This window comes from Mesotoga sp. B105.6.4 (assembly GCF_002896535.1).
Taxonomy (GTDB): Bacteria; Thermotogota; Thermotogae; order Petrotogales; family Kosmotogaceae; genus Mesotoga.
The window spans coordinates 95,219-112,384 of sequence record NZ_JWIM01000007.1; the positions used below are offsets into that span (position 1 = coordinate 95,219).

General features: G+C 43.1%; 18 protein-coding genes. 13 read left to right on the forward strand and 5 right to left on the reverse strand.

Translation table 11 applies throughout. From position 1 onward, the window contains the following. Nucleotides 1–81: 81 nt before the first annotated feature. Entirely contained in the window at nt 82–1,146 is a 1,065-nt protein-coding gene (gene corA / locus RJ60_RS02685; protein WP_103133941.1) for a magnesium/cobalt transporter CorA, read from the forward strand. Between the two features lie 184 nt (nt 1,147–1,330). On the opposite strand, the gene RJ60_RS02690 is transcribed toward corA, so the two are convergent. Next, nucleotides 1,331–3,013: an HD domain-containing phosphohydrolase gene (locus tag RJ60_RS02690; protein ID WP_103133942.1), complete on the reverse strand. Its 1,683-nt coding sequence runs from the start codon at nt 3,011–3,013 to the stop codon at nt 1,331–1,333. Nucleotides 3,014–3,341: 328 nt separating this feature from the next. Beyond that, nucleotides 3,342–3,857, reverse strand: coding sequence for a cob(I)yrinic acid a,c-diamide adenosyltransferase (locus RJ60_RS02695; protein ID WP_099828828.1), 516 nt, complete (start codon nt 3,855–3,857; stop codon nt 3,342–3,344). Between the two features lie 248 nt (nt 3,858–4,105). On the opposite strand from RJ60_RS02695, the gene RJ60_RS02700 reads away from it, so the two are divergent. The 7 genes from RJ60_RS02700 (at nt 4,106) to lpdA (ending at nt 8,362) form a co-directional block, all read left to right on the forward strand. Further along, nucleotides 4,106–4,345, forward strand: a complete 240-nt coding sequence (locus RJ60_RS02700) for a sulfurtransferase TusA family protein (protein ID WP_099828829.1) — start codon at nt 4,106–4,108, stop codon at nt 4,343–4,345. An 18-nt stretch (nt 4,346–4,363) separates the two neighbouring features. Next, nucleotides 4,364–5,353 carry a YeeE/YedE family protein gene (locus RJ60_RS02705; protein ID WP_099828830.1) on the forward strand — a complete coding sequence of 330 codons (990 nt, stop codon included), beginning with the start codon at nt 4,364–4,366 and terminating at the stop codon, nt 5,351–5,353. Between the two features lie 10 nt (nt 5,354–5,363). Beyond that, complete coding sequence (locus RJ60_RS02710; RefSeq protein WP_103133943.1) at nt 5,364–5,720, forward strand: DsrE/DsrF/TusD sulfur relay family protein; 357 nt, start codon at nt 5,364–5,366, stop codon at nt 5,718–5,720. Nucleotides 5,721–5,728: 8 nt separating this feature from the next. Then, nucleotides 5,729–6,085, forward strand: a complete 357-nt coding sequence (locus RJ60_RS02715; RefSeq protein WP_099828832.1) for an intracellular sulfur oxidation protein — start codon at nt 5,729–5,731, stop codon at nt 6,083–6,085. 10 nt (nt 6,086–6,095) lie between these two features. Then, entirely contained in the window at nt 6,096–6,359 is a 264-nt protein-coding gene (gene tusB / locus RJ60_RS02720; RefSeq protein ID WP_099828833.1) for a sulfurtransferase complex subunit TusB, read from the forward strand. A 70-nt stretch (nt 6,360–6,429) separates the two neighbouring features. Then, nucleotides 6,430–7,008: a sulfurtransferase TusA family protein gene (locus RJ60_RS02725; protein ID WP_099828834.1), complete on the forward strand. Its 579-nt coding sequence runs from the start codon at nt 6,430–6,432 to the stop codon at nt 7,006–7,008. Next, complete coding sequence (gene lpdA, locus RJ60_RS02730) at nt 7,001–8,362, forward strand: dihydrolipoyl dehydrogenase (protein ID WP_099828835.1); 1,362 nt, start codon at nt 7,001–7,003, stop codon at nt 8,360–8,362. Before RJ60_RS02725 ends, lpdA begins: the two co-directional genes overlap by 8 nt. 201 nt (nt 8,363–8,563) lie before the next feature. Here lpdA and RJ60_RS02735 read toward each other — a convergent pair whose 3' ends face one another. Together RJ60_RS02735 and RJ60_RS02740 are read right to left on the reverse strand one after the other, a co-directional pair. Beyond that, a complete protein-coding gene (locus RJ60_RS02735; RefSeq protein ID WP_099828836.1) occupies nt 8,564–10,234 on the reverse strand; it encodes a hypothetical protein in 1,671 nt (556 codons plus the stop codon). 211 nt (nt 10,235–10,445) lie between these two features. After that, nucleotides 10,446–10,829, reverse strand: a complete 384-nt coding sequence (locus RJ60_RS02740) for a hypothetical protein (RefSeq protein WP_099828837.1) — start codon at nt 10,827–10,829, stop codon at nt 10,446–10,448. Between the two features lie 71 nt (nt 10,830–10,900). Here RJ60_RS02740 and RJ60_RS02745 point away from each other — a divergent pair, with 71 nt between their 5' ends. After that, nucleotides 10,901–12,550, forward strand: coding sequence for a peptidylprolyl isomerase (locus RJ60_RS02745; protein WP_243392217.1), 1,650 nt, complete (start codon nt 10,901–10,903; stop codon nt 12,548–12,550). Nucleotides 12,551–12,670: 120 nt separating this feature from the next. Here the strand turns inward: RJ60_RS02745 and RJ60_RS02750 are convergent, their stop codons facing one another. Further along, nucleotides 12,671–13,975 carry an MFS transporter gene (locus RJ60_RS02750; protein WP_103133944.1) on the reverse strand — a complete coding sequence of 435 codons (1,305 nt, stop codon included), beginning with the start codon at nt 13,973–13,975 and terminating at the stop codon, nt 12,671–12,673. A gap of 379 nt (nt 13,976–14,354) precedes the next feature. Between RJ60_RS02750 and RJ60_RS02755 the strand changes: the two genes are divergently transcribed. The 4 genes from RJ60_RS02755 to RJ60_RS02765 all read left to right on the forward strand — a co-directional run bounded on the left by RJ60_RS02755 (nt 14,355) and on the right by RJ60_RS02765 (nt 17,090). Then, on the forward strand, nt 14,355–15,605 hold the full coding sequence (locus tag RJ60_RS02755; RefSeq protein WP_103133945.1) for an HD-GYP domain-containing protein: 1,251 nt from the start codon (nt 14,355–14,357) through the stop codon (nt 15,603–15,605). Nucleotides 15,606–15,764: 159 nt separating this feature from the next. Next, entirely contained in the window at nt 15,765–15,914 is a 150-nt protein-coding gene (locus RJ60_RS15485) for a hypothetical protein (protein WP_180979885.1), read from the forward strand. 3 nt (nt 15,915–15,917) lie between these two features. Next, a complete protein-coding gene (locus RJ60_RS02760; protein WP_258006162.1) occupies nt 15,918–16,271 on the forward strand; it encodes a GNAT family N-acetyltransferase in 354 nt (117 codons plus the stop codon). Between the two features lie 540 nt (nt 16,272–16,811). Continuing rightward, a complete protein-coding gene (locus RJ60_RS02765; RefSeq protein WP_103133947.1) occupies nt 16,812–17,090 on the forward strand; it encodes a DUF427 domain-containing protein in 279 nt (92 codons plus the stop codon). Nucleotides 17,091–17,166: the final 76 nt, after the last annotated feature.

Genomic DNA, 17,166 nt, shown 5'->3' on the forward strand with positions numbered 1-17,166 from the left:
AATTCAGACAGTCAGTGCTAGAATCAAAGGGAAAAAACCCTTTGCAATGAGTGGATGTTTCTGTCATCAAGGAGGTATGCAATGAATCAGAAAGGTCTCTTCAGTAAGAGGAAACCCCCATTGGGTTCAGTTCCGGGAACTCTAAGTATAGATGAAGAATCGCCTTTCCCAAGAATAAGACTTATCGAATTTGATTCGAATTCATTGAGAGAAGAGGTTGTTGATGATTTGACCGGGCTTCAGTCCGTTGTATTAGAGAAAGAGAAGATTCACTGGATCGATGTACAGGGATTGGGAGATGAGTCAACTATTCGGAAGCTTGGTGACATTTTTTCTCTTCATCCGCTTGCACTTGAAGATATCACGAACGTCCCGCAGATCCCCAAAGTTGAAGAGTATGATAACTGTGTCTTTCTATGCCTTCCCATGCTGAGGATGGAAGATGTGAATCTGATTTCGGAGCAGGTGAGTCTCTTCGTAGGCGAAACTTTCGTACTTACATTCCAAGAAAGATACGGAGACGTTCTTGATCCTGTTAGGAATAGGATTCGAAGGAAGGCCCAGATAAGACAAATGAACAACGATTACACAGCTTACGCAATAGTCGATACAATCGTCGATAATTACTTTCCGGTGTTGCAGAATCTCGGAAATGAACTCGAAAACCTTGAAGATCAGTTGGTGGAAACGATGGCAAAAGAGAGTCTTAAAAAGCTTTACTTCATCAAGCACAGACTGGCTCACTTGAAAAGGTTGTTATGGCCTACTAGAGAAGCAATTGGGCGCATTTCTAGAGATGGAAGTCTTTACTTCGGAAGTCGTACTATGCTTTACTTCCGAGATGTCTACGACCATGTGATGCAGTCAATTGATATGCTAGATCTGAGTCGAGACCTCGCGTCAGAGCTTATGAGCCTTTACCTTTCTTCTACAAGCAACAGGTTGAACGAAATCATGAAAGTGTTGACTATCATATCGACGATTTTCATCCCTCTCTCTTTTATTGCGAGTCTATACGGAATGAATTTCCATTTCATGCCAGAACTGGCTCTCAAGTGGGCATATCCTGTAGTTCTCGTCATAATGGGAGTTGTGGCATCGATCATGTTGCTTCTGGTACACAAGAAAGGTTGGTTTAGGAAATGACTTTTGCACTAATTGTTTTGAGCTTCAGTTAAGGTCTGTCGTAAATTTCGCAAGAAGAGTGTTGGAAAAACCACAGAAACGAAGAAATCGGTATGATGTCTCTTTCGGCTGAATCTGAATTCAATTGAGGTTTACCGGAGCTTCTGGTTGAATAAAGCAAAGCTCATCGCTCACTTCTGAAAAATCAGTCAAAAGAAAAGCCCTTGTTGACTAGAGAAAGGCAGCAATCCACCACATCTGCGTCATAAATCCTGCCTGCTCCCTGCGTCAACTCAGTGATTGCGGCAAGTCTTTCATGAGCTGGCCTGTAGGGTCTGTGAGAGACGATCGCTTCAAATACGTCCGCGACCGAAACTATTCTGGTCTCAAATGGGATCTCTCTTCCTTTCAATCCCTGGGGATATCCTGAGCCGTCCAGTCTTTCATGATGTTGACGTACGATGCTTGATATTGGCCACGGTAACTCAGTTCTCTCAAGCATCCTGAAACCGGCTTCACTGTGGTTCTGAATAAGGGACCATTCATTCTCCGTCAATCTGCCCGGCTTGCTCAGAATTTCTGTTGGCACGGAGATCTTCCCGATGTCGTGCAGAAGAGCACCTTCTCTGACCGAGTCCAGTCGATCTGGGCTGAGCCCCATTTCAATGGCAATTGCAGTAGCAAGTTTGCTGACCCGCCTCTGATGACCGGCCGTGTAGGGATCCCTTACCTCTACCACTGTTGAAAGTGTCTCAATTAAGCTCCTGATAGTTCTTTCCGCTGACTTCGGAATCAAATTCTGATCTTCGTGATCAGCAAATGAATAGATGACTAGCGCTATGTCCGCCCCTTCGTGTGAATCTCTTATCGTTCTCACGAGAGCCGAGACTTGCAAGGTAGAGCCATCTTCTTTATGAATACATAGAAGCCGTTTTTCGCCAATACTTGATTTGAGAAAGGGAATCTCTCTGATTTGATCTCCTGAGTCCCTTATGAATCTGAACACTTCTTCACCGAGTAATTGCTCTCTCCTTATTCCAAAAAGCTTCTCGGCAGATTTACTAATGAGGATTATCCTGCCCTGTTCGTCAGTCGAGAGTGTGGCTTCACTAGATGAATCTAGGATGCACTTTACAGTGTGAAGCTCCGCTATTGCTCTAGCTTCCGTCGTCTTCTCTCTGTGGATACTGACCAGCTGCCGGTCTGAAAGAAGCCTAATCAGAACTTCTTTGAAGTTTTCCCCTTCCGAAAGCGATATAATCTCTTCTCTTCCCGTTTTTGCAACCCTTCTCAACGCCCAAAGAAAAAGGTGATCGGCCTTGCTAATGGGTCTGCCAAGCGGAATGCCTTCCAGTACTGGGAGACGTGCAAGACGGTCTGTTTCGAAAGCAAGGTTCTTCAAAACCGGGACTATTGTCTCACAAGTTCTGTCAAAGGAGAAGATTGCAATGCCTGAAGTCTGTTCTTCAAAACTCTTTTCGAAAACTGTGCTTCGATAATTCTCACCGTCCTGAGAATAATTCCTACTTGAGAACTGCGAGGAACCTTTTCTTGGGATTGCTTCACTGTATGAGGGAATTGTATTTATCCTTACTTCTGTGACCGTTGGATCAAGATAAACCTTCTTTGCTTTTTTCAGAATCTTCACTTCGCCTTGTTCGTTATTGTCGTGGTGAGAGAGAACGCTCCAGATTCCTCCATTATCATCTACGCAGATATCGTCAGAACCAAAAAGAGTTTCATAAATCCTTCCAAATACATCTCCAAAGTGCCGTTGCGAAGCAGAGTTTTGAAAGGTGATCTTCCCAAATTCATCAACGAATATGACCGCTTCATCAATAAGGTCAAGGTAAGACCTTTTTAAACCATATGCAGACAAGGTATTCATCCCTCATTCTCATAATAATAAGTTCGAGCGTTGGTTTGAACATCAAGCGCGTTTCGTGGTGCTTCTCTATCACTTTAGATTCTAACATCATTTGCGTTACTTTCGAAATCTCTTTCCAGTGTAATCCTTCATCTTTATCCTACGAGGAATGCAGCGCACGTTTGATGAGTAATTTCGCAAAAGAAAAACTTGATAGGAACACAGAAGGGTCCTCTGAATAATGGCAGCGCGGTATCAGAGCTCCCTTTGAGTCTCCAAGCAGAATGCGTTCAAATCAAGAGTTACTGCCTGAACCGGCCATAATTGACTTCTTGTCCAGTTGCCTTGCTCAATACTCTATCCCCTTTCTAGCTTCAACTCCCCTATGGTAATAATGCTTGATCTCTCTCATTTCAGTGACGAGGTCTGCCTTCTCAAAAATCTCGGCCGGAGCATTTCTGCCAGTCAGAACAAGTTCGACGTTTGAGGGCTTCATCTCAAAAAGCTTCGTAATATCCTCTACTGTTACCAATCTGTAATGGCAAGCAATGAATATCTCGTCAAGAATAACGAGACCGAACCGTTCACTGCGCAAAACATCTCGGGATCTTGCAAGACCAGTGCGAGCAGCTTCAAGATCCTCTACTTCAGGATTTTCTCTAATGAAGCATTTCCTTCCAAACTGTTCAATGGTTATTCCGTCGATATAATTCGATAGCGCTTGTTCACTGTATTTCATACCCTTTATGAACTGACCGATGAAGACCCTCTCGCCCGCCATACATGCTCTTATCGCAAGACCAATAGCTGCAGTGGTCTTTCCTTTACCATTTCCCGTATAGATATGAATGTAACCCTTTTCCATAGTGACCCCCCGATCGTGAGTTAGTGTTATTCTACTTCGAAAGCAATGAGAGTTTGTGAATGTTTTGCGAACGAGTTGGTAACCAAGTTGGAATGGAATGATAAATTAATCGACATTAGTAGCATTTATGATTCTAGTGAAGTTCCGCTTTTCAAATAGTAGATTTGGCTTGAAATTCATGATGAGCAGCTGCAGAGTTACTAAGTTGACCAATATGTGAAATAAATCACATTACAGGAGGTATGAAAATGGCGAAGTATGAAGTAACTAAGTCTGTTGACGTAAGAGGAGAAGTCTGTCCAGTACCGGATGTTGAAACCAAGAGGGCTCTGAAGAAGATGAAAGCCGGAGAGATACTCGAGGTTTGGATTGACTATGCCATGTCGAAAGAGAGAATTCCCGAGGCAGTCAAGGGAATGGGACACGAAGTTCTCGAAATTGAGGAAGTCGGGAACAGCGAGTGGAAGATCTATATCAAAGTAAAGTGAAAAAAGGGGTGAGATGACATGGCCTGGACGGGTCTATTAGTTGGTCTCGTTTTTGGAATCATTCTTCAAAGAGGCAGAGTGTGTTTCAACTCAGCTTTTAGGGATGTTTTGTTATTTAAGGATAATTACCTTTGGAAACTGGGTTTTCTTGCAGTCGGGTTACAGATGATCACCGTTCTCTTTGTGGCTCAGATGGGCTGGATAAGGATTGCTCCTCCGACGCTAAATCTGTTTGGGAATATTGTTGGTGCCTATGTATTTGGGCTGGGAATGGTTCTCGCCGGTGGATGTGCGTCAGGTGTTACTTATAGGTCCGGAGAGGGAATGACAACCGCAATGATAGCCGCGGTCTTTTACGGTATAGGAGCTATGGCAATGAGAGGAGGAGTGTTTTCACCCATAAGGACTTGGGCGGCGCAATTTAACATAACAGTTGATGGGAATTCTTCCGTATATTTTGACAAGGTAGGGCCCACACTCGCGACAGTCCTGAATGTTAATCCCTGGATCCCTGCAGTAATACTAGCAGCTGTCTTACTTTGGTACACGCTTGGCACGAAGACCACGGAGAGAAAGACTAAGTTCAACTGGAAAGTTGCTGCGGTATCTCTCGCTGTTCTTTCTCCCATTGCATGGATAACAAGCGAGGCTGCTGGTCGAAATTATGGACTTGGTATCACCGGTGGTTGGGTCTCGATATTTGACTCCTACATCAGTAATCAGCCACTGAGATGGGATGGGTACGAAATAATCGGAATAATTCTGGGAGCACTCATCGCGTCAGTAATTGCCAAAGAATTCAAGTTGAGGATGCCGAAGAATCCGAAGACTTATCTCGTGGTTATGATAGGTGGAACAATGATGGGAGCAGGAGCTAACCTTGCCGGTGGATGTAATATCGGTCATTTCCTTTCCGGACTTCCAACTCTTGCCATTTCGTCAATAATCGCAAGTGTCTTCCTTATTCTCGGCAACTGGACAATGGCTTACATACTTTACAGAAAGTGAGGCGTCTGATTTGAAGATTACAATCCAGGTTTTTGCACCACCGTATTCATATGAGGATCTTGACACTGCAATTAAGATCGCGGAAGCAGGACTTGATAAAGGCCACGAAGTGACGGTTTTCCTCTTTGCCGATTCAATACTATCCGTTAACAGCAAAGTCAAACCGATAAGGATAGATAGAGACATTCCACGAAAACTCGAATCGCTAATACAAGAGAAGGGTTTGAAAGTGGAGATCTGCGGAATTTGTATGGACTACAGGGGTGTAACTAAGGATATGATTATTCCCGGGTCCAGACCTAGCGGGCTTCCTGAACTGGCTTCATTGATTTACAACAGCGACAGGTTTGTTAACCTGATGGCATGAGGTGCTGTATGGATAAGAAGATACTGTTTGTTGTTTATCAGGCTCCAGCAGGCTCTATTTGGGTCAATGAAGCCTTTAGGACTGCATTTGGAATGTATGGCGAAGATATTGAGCCATCTGTTCTTTTGATGGAAGAGGCAAGTGTTGCTTTTTCAAAGAAGACTAAGCCTGAATGTCTTGGCCTGCTCTCGATCTCCATGTGTTTTAGGTTTATCAAGAGGTACGAGACAGCAGTTTATGGTGTCAAAGAACATGTGGAAAAACTGAAAGTAAATGAAATCGAAGAGAGTTTCAGTGCACAATTAATAGCTGAAGCCGATATCGGAGAGTTCTTCCACAAGTTTGACAATGTAATCTTCATGTGAGGTGTCTGGTATGTATTTAATAGTAGTGAAAAACGGGCCCAATAATTCTGCCGATAGAATCAAGATCAGTGCGGCGAAAGATGGGGACAAGGTTGTCCTAATTCAGGACGGTGTTTTTTGGGGACTAAACGAATTGACCACAAAGGCGGAGGTCTTTGCTATTAAGGACGATGTTGAGGCCAGGGGATACTCAGCTGATGACGTTACCGTGCCTCTGATAACTTATGAAGGCTTCATTGACATAGTTGAGGAATGTGAGAAGTCAATAGGTTAGGCTATTATAGCGTGATGTGGGAGGTGCACTTCGTTCAGACGTGCACCTCTTTCTACGGGAGGGATTTTAGATGCCATTAAAGCTTCCGGATTTGTTTCGCACTTTCTCAAATCAGACAAGAATTGAAATAGTTACGATGCTGATGGACAACTTCCTAACTGCTTCAGAAATTGCGTCGCTACTTCAAATAGATTTGTCAACTGTATACAGACATCTGCAGCAAATGAAGAAGCTTGGGATACTTACTTCAAGACATTTGCATGGCGTTGAGAGATTCGACTTCAGTTCTCCACACATTTTCAGAATGCTTGATGAGGCAATCTCCTTCATAACGGAACTTAAGGGATTCAAGCCAATTTCCTGCTCTGAGGGAATATGCAGTTATTATCTGGGGGGCGAGCTTGATGTCATCGAGCCTGACCAGCTTCTCGATATGAGAGGCGAATCTTGTCCAATTCCGGATATTCAAGCAAGAAAGACTCTGGAAAACATGAATCCTGGAGAGGTACTGATTGTTATTGTAGACTATCCGCTCTCGGGGGAGAGAATTCCTGTGTCTATTCAGAAAGAAGGCCATGAGGTAATCAAAAAGATAGTTGATAAATACGGTGATATAAAGATTTATATAAGGAGGAGAGAAAATGCTTGATGCGGTTGTAATTGGTGGTGGGCCTGGCGGTTATGTTTGTGCAATAAGAATTGCTCAGCTGGGTAAGAGAGTTGCGCTCGTTGAAAAGGAACATCTCGGTGGGACGTGCACAAACTGGGGCTGCATTCCAACAAAAGCGATGCTGACTTCGGCCCATTTGTATACCGAAATAGCTGACAAGTCAAAGAGACTTGGAATCGAAATATCCGATCTTGATTATGATCTGAAGAAAATCATGGCTCACATGAATAGAACGATCACGATGTCTAGAAAAGGGATTGAACACCTCTTGAAGAAAAACGAAGTTGATTTCTTCAATGACACGGCTGTGATTAAGGATGCAAAGCACGTCCTCCTGGAGCAGAGAGGGGAGATTCTGGATACGAATAATATTGTTATCGCAAGTGGATCTGAACCCTCCATGTTTAGGCCATTCAGTGAAGTCGAAGGAATCTGGACAAGCAACGACGTTTTTCGAATGGAAGAAATGCCAGAAAGTCTAGTAATTGTTGGCGGTGGTGTTATAGGAGTTGAGTTTGCAACATTCTTCAGTTCATTCGGAGTGAAGACTACTATCGTCGAACTTGCAGACCATATCCTTCCATACGAGGATAGAGATGTTGCCGACGATATTCGAAAGTCATTGACAAGGCAAGGAGTAGAGATAATAGAGAGAACAAAGGTGACAGAGGTGGAGAAGGAGGAATGTACCTTCATTCTGAATGCCGAAGGTGAACAGGAGCTCTCACTCCAGGCTGAGAAAGTTCTTGTCGCAGTCGGTAGGCGACCGAGCATTAGCGAAGACGTAAGAAATCTTGGCCTCGAAATTGAAAGAGGAGTCATTACGAACAGCCGAATGCAGACAAACATTAAGGGCATTTATGCTATTGGCGACATAAGAGCCGGAACAATGCTTGCTCACGTGGCCAGCTACGAGGGGATAGTAGCGGCTCACAACATTGCTGGAGAAGAGATCGAAATGGATTACTCGGCAGTTCCCTCGATTATTTTCTCCAGCCCAGAGGTAGGATCAACCGGGATAAGGGAAGACGACATCGAAGACATGGAGAAAGTAAGTATCGCAAAATTCCCTTTGAGCGCAAATGGTAGAGCAAGAACTGTACTAGAAAACACTGGGTTTGTGAAGGTAATAGCAGATAAGGAAAGTGGAAAGGTTCTTGGTATGAGTATAGTTTCTCCTTCAGCTACAGAGCTAATAATGGAAGGGGTAATTGCGGTCAAGAACGGTTTAACGGTAGAAGAACTTGAGAACTCAATACATCCTCATCCTACGCTATCAGAGACAGTACTTGGTGCCCTAGAGGGTATTGATGGAATGAGCATCCATATCTAAAGTAGTTCCTTAGTTAAGGGCATCCCTTTACAGTCAATGCTTTGGGATGCCCACATTTGCTTTTCTAATGCTGGAAATTCTATGCTCTTCTCTACAACCTTGATTTCTTGATTATGGCTCTTCAGCCTTTTCGTAAGGTTCCTTTCTCTAAATCTTTAAGCAGTAACTAGATGAATATTATCAAAAGGATTCTGAACAGTCTTAGAAGTCTTTCGAATAAATATTCTTCGTCTGGCTGAAGACCTCTGTCTTAGCAAAAGTATGCTTGTAAAACTTCAGATCCAGCTTAATCATTATATGGCCCTCAGTCTCAAAATCGAGTTCAGCCTTAGTTTCGTTTACTCTTGCAGAGAAACCGACTGGCATCTCCATCTCCGGACGAAGGACACAGGCAATAGTTACTCCCGGATAAAACTTGAAGCCAAACTTTCCTTCTATCTCAGGGGATCCGTCAAATTCGATCTTATCAACAAAGGTTGCATTGTGGTCAATAGAGCCCCTTGAATAGCATCTGTCATGAACGCCGTAGAAGTCGATCTTTGCCTCGACTTCATAATGAAATTTCGGAGAAATCCGAATCTCGGGACCGAATTGAAGATCAATGCTTGCGACTTTTGCTTCCATTCCATAGAACAGCTTAATCGGTACGCTGATTTTTACGGGGATTCCGCATACGCTAATGCTTACCTGTGGTTCAGCAATTTTCTCCGTTTGTCCAGTCTTAAACCCTTCCTCTCCAACTATCTCGAGTATCGAAGAGAGTGTTGCCGGAAAGCGAAACGTTCCATTAGAGCTGAATTTGTTCAAAGAAAGATGAAAATCAAGGCTGATATTTGCGTCAAGGATCAGTTTGTTCTTGATTGCAGCCTTCATCTCATCCTCGTCAATGATTGATACATCCCATTCTTTTGTGATCAGGTTTGTTGTTACACTCTCTGCAAAGGCACGATCTCCTTCAGTTCCAAATTTCTGTATGATTTCTGATACATCACCCTCAATGTTCAGTATCAAAGTGCCCAGCGCCTCTTCTACAAAAGCTTCTTCAGTTCCTAGTGTTACTTTTGAAGGGTCGGTATCATTCACGGAAATAACTCTTCCGAAAGAGTCGTTCATTGTGTCAAAAATGTAATCACCGAGAGAGAAGTGAGGGATAGAAGACGTCTTCGAAAACACTATTTGGTTTTCCGATTCACAGGGCTCTTGTAAAAGAAGAGAAGAGTTGATCACAAGCGATCTGGGCACAGAATTGCTAATTGCAATGACGCCTCTTGGAAATCTGGTTGAAGAAACCATTGGCGGTTGCTGGACTCTGAAAAGAACTTTTCTGAAGGAATGAGGGCCGGAGTTCTCTTCATCTGGTATATCGTGTCTAAAGGTTAGAAGATATCCATCGCTAATATTTGGATTGTGCACGCCGGCACCAGACTGATATAAGGCACCGGAGAACAAATCAGTATCAGATAAACTCGAGAAATCCTGAGATCCTTCAGAAACCGGGTGAAAAACAGAGTCAACGCGCTTGATGATTGTACCTTTTGAATCGTAAATCAGATACTCATATTCAATGCCTGTCACATCTATGGATTTGATATAGAGGTAACCAAAGTTTCTCTCTGCAATAGAAGAACCTTCTTCAGGTGTCCACTCCATTCTAAGATCCTGAAACGCAATCAGAGTTCCTTTTCCCAAATGTGAGATCGACATGTCTGAAGGCGAAAAGAGGAGACCACCTCCATAATAAGCACCGTCGTTAAGTTCTTCAAAGGGGACCCTAACGACAACCGGATTATCCACAACAATGCACGAAGAAATAGAAAAGACAACGAAAAATGCTGCTACAAACAACAAAATCGTTTTTGTTAAGCTCTTCACAGCCCACCTCCAGGAAACAAATAAGTCAATGATAAGCTTAAATTCCGCAAGATTAAAAAATAAAGATAATGAAAAAACTATACTATTTGATCAAAAAATATCTCGGTAAGAACCAAGAACATTTATTCACAAAATTACAATATATATTTTAACACATTTTCAAGCCCACGATGAGAATAAAGATAGTCCGAATACTCAAATTAGAAAGCCTTTATTGCCAGCTCTTGCTCTCGAAGTCGCTTACTCCCTTTTCCGCAAGATCCTTGTCAGGAAATTCCTCGATTGCCTTCGCTTCATCGCGTGTATCGGTTGTGAAATATTGTTCCGCAGGAGCAAATACACAGATCTGGGCGGCTCTATATGTTCTAAACCTCATTCCACACTTATCGCAAAGCCCTATGTCCTCAACGTCTCTCCTGAAATTCACTTCCCTATTGTACCTTCTGCAGAAGGATTTGTTCCTTTCGTCGGCAAAGAAATACAAGGCTTGAGGTTGCCTCGAATTCTCCCCTCCGGACAATTCCGCTTCTTCTGAATTCAACCATTTCCAGGACGTTGCGTGAAGCCTTTCAAGATCAAGATCACTCTTTCTCAAAATATTCACCTCTCGTGGCACACCATTTCCTATGAAATGTTATCATGAATGTACCTAATACACGAGGGGGAATGATTTTGAAGAAGTTACTACTAGTTTTCCTGATGGCGATTTTCTCACTGACCCTGTTCGGAACAGAGTACGCCGTTAGGATTACCAAAGATGGGGAAGACGTTCCAGAAGAGTTTTGGATAACCAGAGAAGAAATCGAACAGGCATTTGGCGCGACCGTTGCGAACGCAAGTAGCCAGGGGATAACTCTTGATCCGTATTTCGATAGCTATTACATCCCTAGCGAGATCGGTCTAAAAACGATGATAATACCATACATAGTTGACCAGAAGCTCATCGATTTCTATGCAGAGGAAAACAATCTTCTTCCTTCTGATGAAGAAGTTGAGGCCGAAACGGATACAATGATGGAGATGTACACATCGAATCCTGGGCTGATCGAGCAAATTGAGACTATCTACGGCTCGCTTGAGACCTTCAAAGATGAAATGAGGAGTTACGTATATGCTGCCCTCAAGGCCGAACTCGTTCAGAATTCGGTTGCTCCGCTTACTGAAGAAGCTCTAGCGGTTTACTTTGAGGAGTTCAGGACCGAAATCAAGAACCAGTATGAAACGATTAGGGCACGACACATTCTTGTGACCGATGAATCCACTGCTACTGAGCTCATGAGTAGAATCGAAAGTGGAGAAATCACTTTTGGCGAAGCTGCCCTTCATTACTCCATTGATTCAGGAACGGCTGCCAATGGTGGGGAGCTTGGATCGCTGCAAAGAGGGCAAACTGTGCCGGAGTTTGAAGAAGCTATCCTTACCGCACCAATAGGTAAGCTTTACGGTCCTGTAAAAAGCGAGTTTGGTTTTCACTTAATAATCGTTGAAGAGAGAACAGAGATTAACAGTCTGGCCGATATGGTGAGCTCTCGCAGATATAATGATTTCGTTTCAGGTTATCAGAACGATTCTTACAATCGTTGGTTAGAGAGGTACATAAGCGAAAACAACTTTGACTATGTGATTCTTGATGGTGAACTGCTGTTCTACAAGGAATACGCGGAAGCAATAGGGACAGAAGAGACGGCTAATGAATTCTTCGTCGAAGTTGCCGCAAAAGTCTTCGGTGAAGGAGACTCATCTGCGCAGGTCTCACCCGTGGAGTATGCTGTCTACATCGAGTTGTCTCAAATGTTGGGATACACCGAGAGCATTGACTACGAAGTGGCCGTAAGGTCCTTGTTTGAGATAGGAGAGAAGCGAGGCATGATTGTCCAGATGATGTATGAGCTTGATAGCAACGTTCCTGAAGTTGCAGCTGCTTATTACAACTCCTGGCTAGAGGAACTAGAAATGACGTTCATGAATCAACAGCTTCTTCAGCAGCAGCTGAGCAACTACGGGCAAAGTTTCGTAGATTATGTCTTCAGTACAATTGATGAAATCGAATCGGGACTGGAAGCCACGTTAGAAAGGGAAATGTCTCAGGAAGTCAGAGCAGATATTCTTTACGTTTTGATAAGGAACAACTCTCTATCTCTAGATCTTGACTACAGCCCAGACTGGATTGAAGAGAAGCTCAGTAAAAGGCTCACTTACATGGAAGCGCTAATGGAAGTCGATCCTTCTGAAGAGGCTCAGTTAGAGATCGATTCAATAATCTCAGAACTGGAATACCTTGCTGCAGAAAGGGATAGCCAGAGCGCAACAGACTAAGTTTTCATCAATATGAGTGAAGAACCGGAGAATCAAGCTCCGGTTCTTCTTTTACCGATTTTGCTTCAGCCTGTCAAGCGCAGAGGAATCTGGGGAGGGCTACGATGATACTTGAGGAACCTATGCACCAATTCCTTCTCTCACAGGCTCGACGGCCTTTCCCTTTGAGCCATTGCTGTTATCTGTTCTCTTTTCTTCGAAGAGTCTCGACATGCCCTTCATCAGAAATAAGATAGTTAGAATAGCGTTGCCAATGCATGACAAGAGCACAAGATAATGGACAGGGAATCGATCAACAGCAAAACCAAAGATCGCAGAACCTAAAGGAGTTGCAATCTGAGCGAGAATTGAGATCACGGAGAACACCCTGGATCTGTAGCTAGTAGGAACAATCCGGTGAAACAGAGTTTGAAGCGGGGTGTTAACAAATGCATTAAATACTCCCATCACGAGAATCGGCACTCCAAGTGCTGCAAAATACAACCATGAAGCGCCGCCAAAAAGATTCATGAAGTAAGGAAAGAAGAAAGCTGCCAGAATGAAATTGATGACTGTTTCCGTTGCTAGACCTCCTGCAAAGAGACTTCCCTGTCTTCTCTTAGAAAGAACTGTCCCCAGGAGAATGTTTCCTATAAGAACTCCGACCACCCATCCGGACTGAAGGAACCCATATTGTTGACTGGAAAAACCGACCACAGTTCGCGCGAAAAACGGGAACACAACCGTAAACACCGGTGCCAAAAGGAAATTCGATACCATAGCAAATATCAGAACCATCATCAGTCCTTTTATTCTTCTGAGATAGCTGATTCCCTCAACAATATCGACAAATACACTCTTTACGGAGATTCTAGATTTCTCAGTTGTTTGTTCGTAAACTATGAAGATCTCACTGATTGCGGATGCGACGAAAGACACTCCGTTCAGAATGAACACTAATTCGATTCCGAAAAGTCCGTAGAGCACTCCTCCCAGCGCCGGTCCCACAATATAAGAGATGGAATTCACTGCTCCAAGGATAGAATTTCCTCTCAAGAGCTTGTCTTCTTCGATAATATCCGGAAGCATTGCCGCGGTTGCGGGATCGAAAGAAATATCAAGTGTCGAAATCAACAGCTGAAATATGAAAAGGATAGATATTGTAAGAACTTCTGCATTTGCCATATAGGCCATGGCGAGAATAACTGTGCCTCTGGCAAAATCCATGTAGATCATTATCAGTTTCCTGTTGAACCTGTCACCAAGTACGCCTGCAATTGGTCCGAAGATAATCCTGGGTATCATAGTAATCACTGCGAACGTTCCCATAATTGTTCCGGAACCAGTTAGGTCAAGGATGTATAGGGGAATTGCCAAAGTCTGAACGCCGCTTCCTATGAGAGAAACTAACCTTCCAACTGAAAAGAGCCAGAAATTCCTTCCCATATCTTTCGCCGCACCACCTTGAATTTATTAAATCATGAGTACATATTATCACATACAATGCAAAAAAATCAAGCTGTGATTTAATAAATATCATTACAAGTAAAAGCAATGCTAATTATAGTTCAAATTCAGTTATGATTATCAAATGAGTATGAAGATGTCTGCTTTCGAACAGTGTTAGAGTCTGGATGGTCTAAGAGACCGGTGTGGCAGTCGTCACAACACATTAGCCAAATGACTTCACACATTGTATATGTGTTCTGCATCGAAGAGGTTATACCAATATGTCCGCGATTCTGTCGTGTTCTTGTATAAGAAAAGCGTTCGAGTAATTTCAGGGTTTGACTGGAAGATCAATTGAGTCTTGAGGACCTGTGAAGTGCGCTTCAAAACGAAAGAGATGTATCTGATACTTTTTAGACTTCTCAAAAGGGTTTCTAAGATTGAGATTCATTCATTGCAGGTTGCGTGTGTTTCAAAGATAGTTGGAAGGGAACTCGGGTTCTCCAAGCATAGACTGAATGTTGTTGGGTTTCTGCATGATATTGGTCTCCTTAATCCCGGACAGGTGAACCAGGTTCAAAGAATCCTCGGTGTTGAAAATGCGACTATCAGCAATTGGTTGGCTCTTGACAGTGGACTTCAGGAGAATCACGCGGTAGTCGGAGCCAGAATAGTGAGGCATATAGAAGATATCTCCGAAATATCGGACATGGTTGAAAAGCACCATTATTATTCGACGCTACTTAACCCGGAGATCGATCATGACATAATGGCAAGCGTTGTACATCTTGCAGATTCCGTGAGCATACGGCTGTTGCCTGGTGAGAAAGACTTTAACCAGATGGAGACAATCAAACGCTCAGTTGTAAACTCAAACGAGTTTCTAGAGAAAGCGAAGTTTGCATTTGAAAAGATCTCGAAAAAGAAGGGCTTCTTGTGGGCCGAAGTGGATGAGAACACCGTTTACGACGAATTTGAAAGGGATCTTGAGGAAAATCCTCTGAGTAATTCCGATCTACAATCTTTGGGAGACATTCTCATGTACATGACCGATGTTAAGAGCCGTTTCACCACCTTTCACTCAGAGAGAATCGCCTACGTTTCGAAGCTTCTTGCAGAAAGAGAGCATCTTGGAGAGGAAAGGGCGATGGAAGTATTTTTTGCTGCCAAAATTCATGACCTTGGAAAGATGGCAACTCCAATATCTATTCTCGAAAAGCCGGGAAAACTAACTAGAGAAGAGACCTGTATAATTCAGCGCCACATCTTCGATTCCTACCTAATAGTCGGCGGAAGAGAGGCAATCGAGAAACACAGACTCCTGCAGTGGGGAGTGAACCACCATGAAAGATTGGACAGTAGTGGTTATCCCTGGGGAAAGAGCTCAGCTGAACTCGATCTGGAATCAAAAATTATAATGATTGCAGGCGTATTTGTGGCATTGACAGAAGATAGACCGTATCGAAAAGGAATGTCTATAAGTGCTTCTTTGGACGTAATCGTCCGTCAAGTTCAGAGCGGATTACTTGATGAATATGTATTTACGAAACTGAGGGAACTGGTTGCCGAAGGTCTTGACTTCACTAGAACGAACACACGAAAAACCCTTTTCTTCTATGAAACTTAGCTGCTAGAAACAAATTCTATTACCACTGCAGGAACTGTCAGAAATCAATACATTTCGTCATCTAGAATTCGTTATCTTTGTTTGCTCTTTTTTCTTTCTTATGAGAGCCGTTGAGGATAAGGCTTCATCTTTGAAGTGTTATCTGTGGAGGTGATTAGGGTGATTGAAGTAAGAAGGGCTGGAGAAGAGGAACTAGAGTTCATTGCAGGTTGTGGCCGGGTGATTAACCATGAAATATCTGAATCGGTTCAAAGAAGAATACCGTGGTTCACGGGAAAAAGGCTGAACGGTCTGGTATCTCTGATATAGCTTCTGAAAGGGAAGTGCGTTGGGTTCCTAAACATGTTTCCGATTAAGATCTTTCCCTGGGGACCGGTTGGCAAAGAGCTGTTTGTCATTACCTGTCTGTTTGTTACGCGGGACTATCAGAAGAATGGAGTAGGTAAGAGAATGATGTCTAGCGCTATTGATATTGCCATGAGTTCTTCAGGAAAAGGGGTAATCTTATTTGGATACACAGATCCGAAATGGTACCTCCCTGTCTCTTTCTTTGAGAAGTTGGACTTAAGTGAAATCTCTAGAAACGGAGAAGAGAGATTGATGATGCTTGTTCTATCCAGTAAGGCAGAGATACCGAGACAAATAGTCAGCAAGTATACTTATTAGCCTGTTGAAGGGAAAATTGTGGTCGATCTCTTCTTCAACCGTTTCTGCTCAACCAGTGAAATAGAGGCATATAGAGTTATGAGAGTTGTGAAAGAGTTCAAATAAAATGTCATTTTCAATCTTCACGAAATCGAAGAGCCGGGAGTCGAGGAAGAGTTCGGATTGCCAAGAGCGATTTTCGGAAATGGGAGAGAGATATTCTGGGGATATGAAGCTCCTGAGAATGGAATAAGAGATGCGATTACAAACAAAATCAACTCTAGATAAGGATTTCATTCACTACTGGTGAACAGTATGTTTGGAAGAGAATCGTAATTGTGCTGACGAAGTGAGTTCTTAGACCAATTCTTTCGACGGATCTCTGTGAAGATCAAAAGAATACAACAGGTTTTCAGGACAGAATCACTTTTGCTAGACCGACTAAGCAACAGTGACTCTTTAAATCACGTCACTTCGGACGATTCTTTATCATATAATAGTGGAGAAAAGGCATCGGCAATTGCCGCGTAATGATAAGTTTATCCATGAGAGGTGATAAACGTGAAAGCGCTTTGGAAGGGAAAAGTCATTGCAGAGAGCAACCAGACAATCGTAATTGAGGGTAATCACTACTTTCCTCCCGGGACAGTAAACAAAGCTCTTCTTGAACACAGCGATTTAACTACCATATGCCACTGGAAGGGCGAAGCTCACTATTACAACATCATTGTTGACAGCGAGAAGAACGAGAACGCTGCCTGGTACTACCCTGAACCACTTGAAGGAGCATCAATCATCAAGGATTTCGTTGCGTTTTGGAAAGGTGTAAGAGTTGAGTAGACTCTTTGGAGAAGAAAAGCAGAAAAGCAGAAAAGCGATGCTCATAGGCATCGCTTATTTGTTCTTCCTTACAAGA

Bases quoted from the DNA above. Each gene is read 5' to 3' on its own strand.
- RJ60_RS02745 (WP_243392217.1), top strand. From the start codon at position 10,901: ATGATTTTGAAGAAGTTACTACTAGTTTTCCTGATGGCGATTTTCTCA.
- tusB (WP_099828833.1), top strand. From the start codon at position 6,096: ATGTATTTAATAGTAGTGAAAAACGGGCCCAATAATTCTGCCGATAGA.
- RJ60_RS02750 (WP_103133944.1), bottom strand. From the start codon at position 13,975: ATGGGAAGGAATTTCTGGCTCTTTTCAGTTGGAAGGTTAGTTTCTCTC.
- corA (WP_103133941.1), top strand. From the start codon at position 82: ATGAATCAGAAAGGTCTCTTCAGTAAGAGGAAACCCCCATTGGGTTCA.
- RJ60_RS02725 (WP_099828834.1), top strand. From the start codon at position 6,430: ATGCCATTAAAGCTTCCGGATTTGTTTCGCACTTTCTCAAATCAGACA.
- lpdA (WP_099828835.1), top strand. From the start codon at position 7,001: ATGCTTGATGCGGTTGTAATTGGTGGTGGGCCTGGCGGTTATGTTTGT.
- RJ60_RS02695 (WP_099828828.1), bottom strand. From the start codon at position 3,857: ATGGAAAAGGGTTACATTCATATCTATACGGGAAATGGTAAAGGAAAG.
- RJ60_RS02690 (WP_103133942.1), bottom strand. From the start codon at position 3,013: ATGAATACCTTGTCTGCATATGGTTTAAAAAGGTCTTACCTTGACCTT.
- RJ60_RS02700 (WP_099828829.1), top strand. From the start codon at position 4,106: ATGGCGAAGTATGAAGTAACTAAGTCTGTTGACGTAAGAGGAGAAGTC.
- RJ60_RS02715 (WP_099828832.1), top strand. From the start codon at position 5,729: ATGGATAAGAAGATACTGTTTGTTGTTTATCAGGCTCCAGCAGGCTCT.
- RJ60_RS02705 (WP_099828830.1), top strand. From the start codon at position 4,364: ATGGCCTGGACGGGTCTATTAGTTGGTCTCGTTTTTGGAATCATTCTT.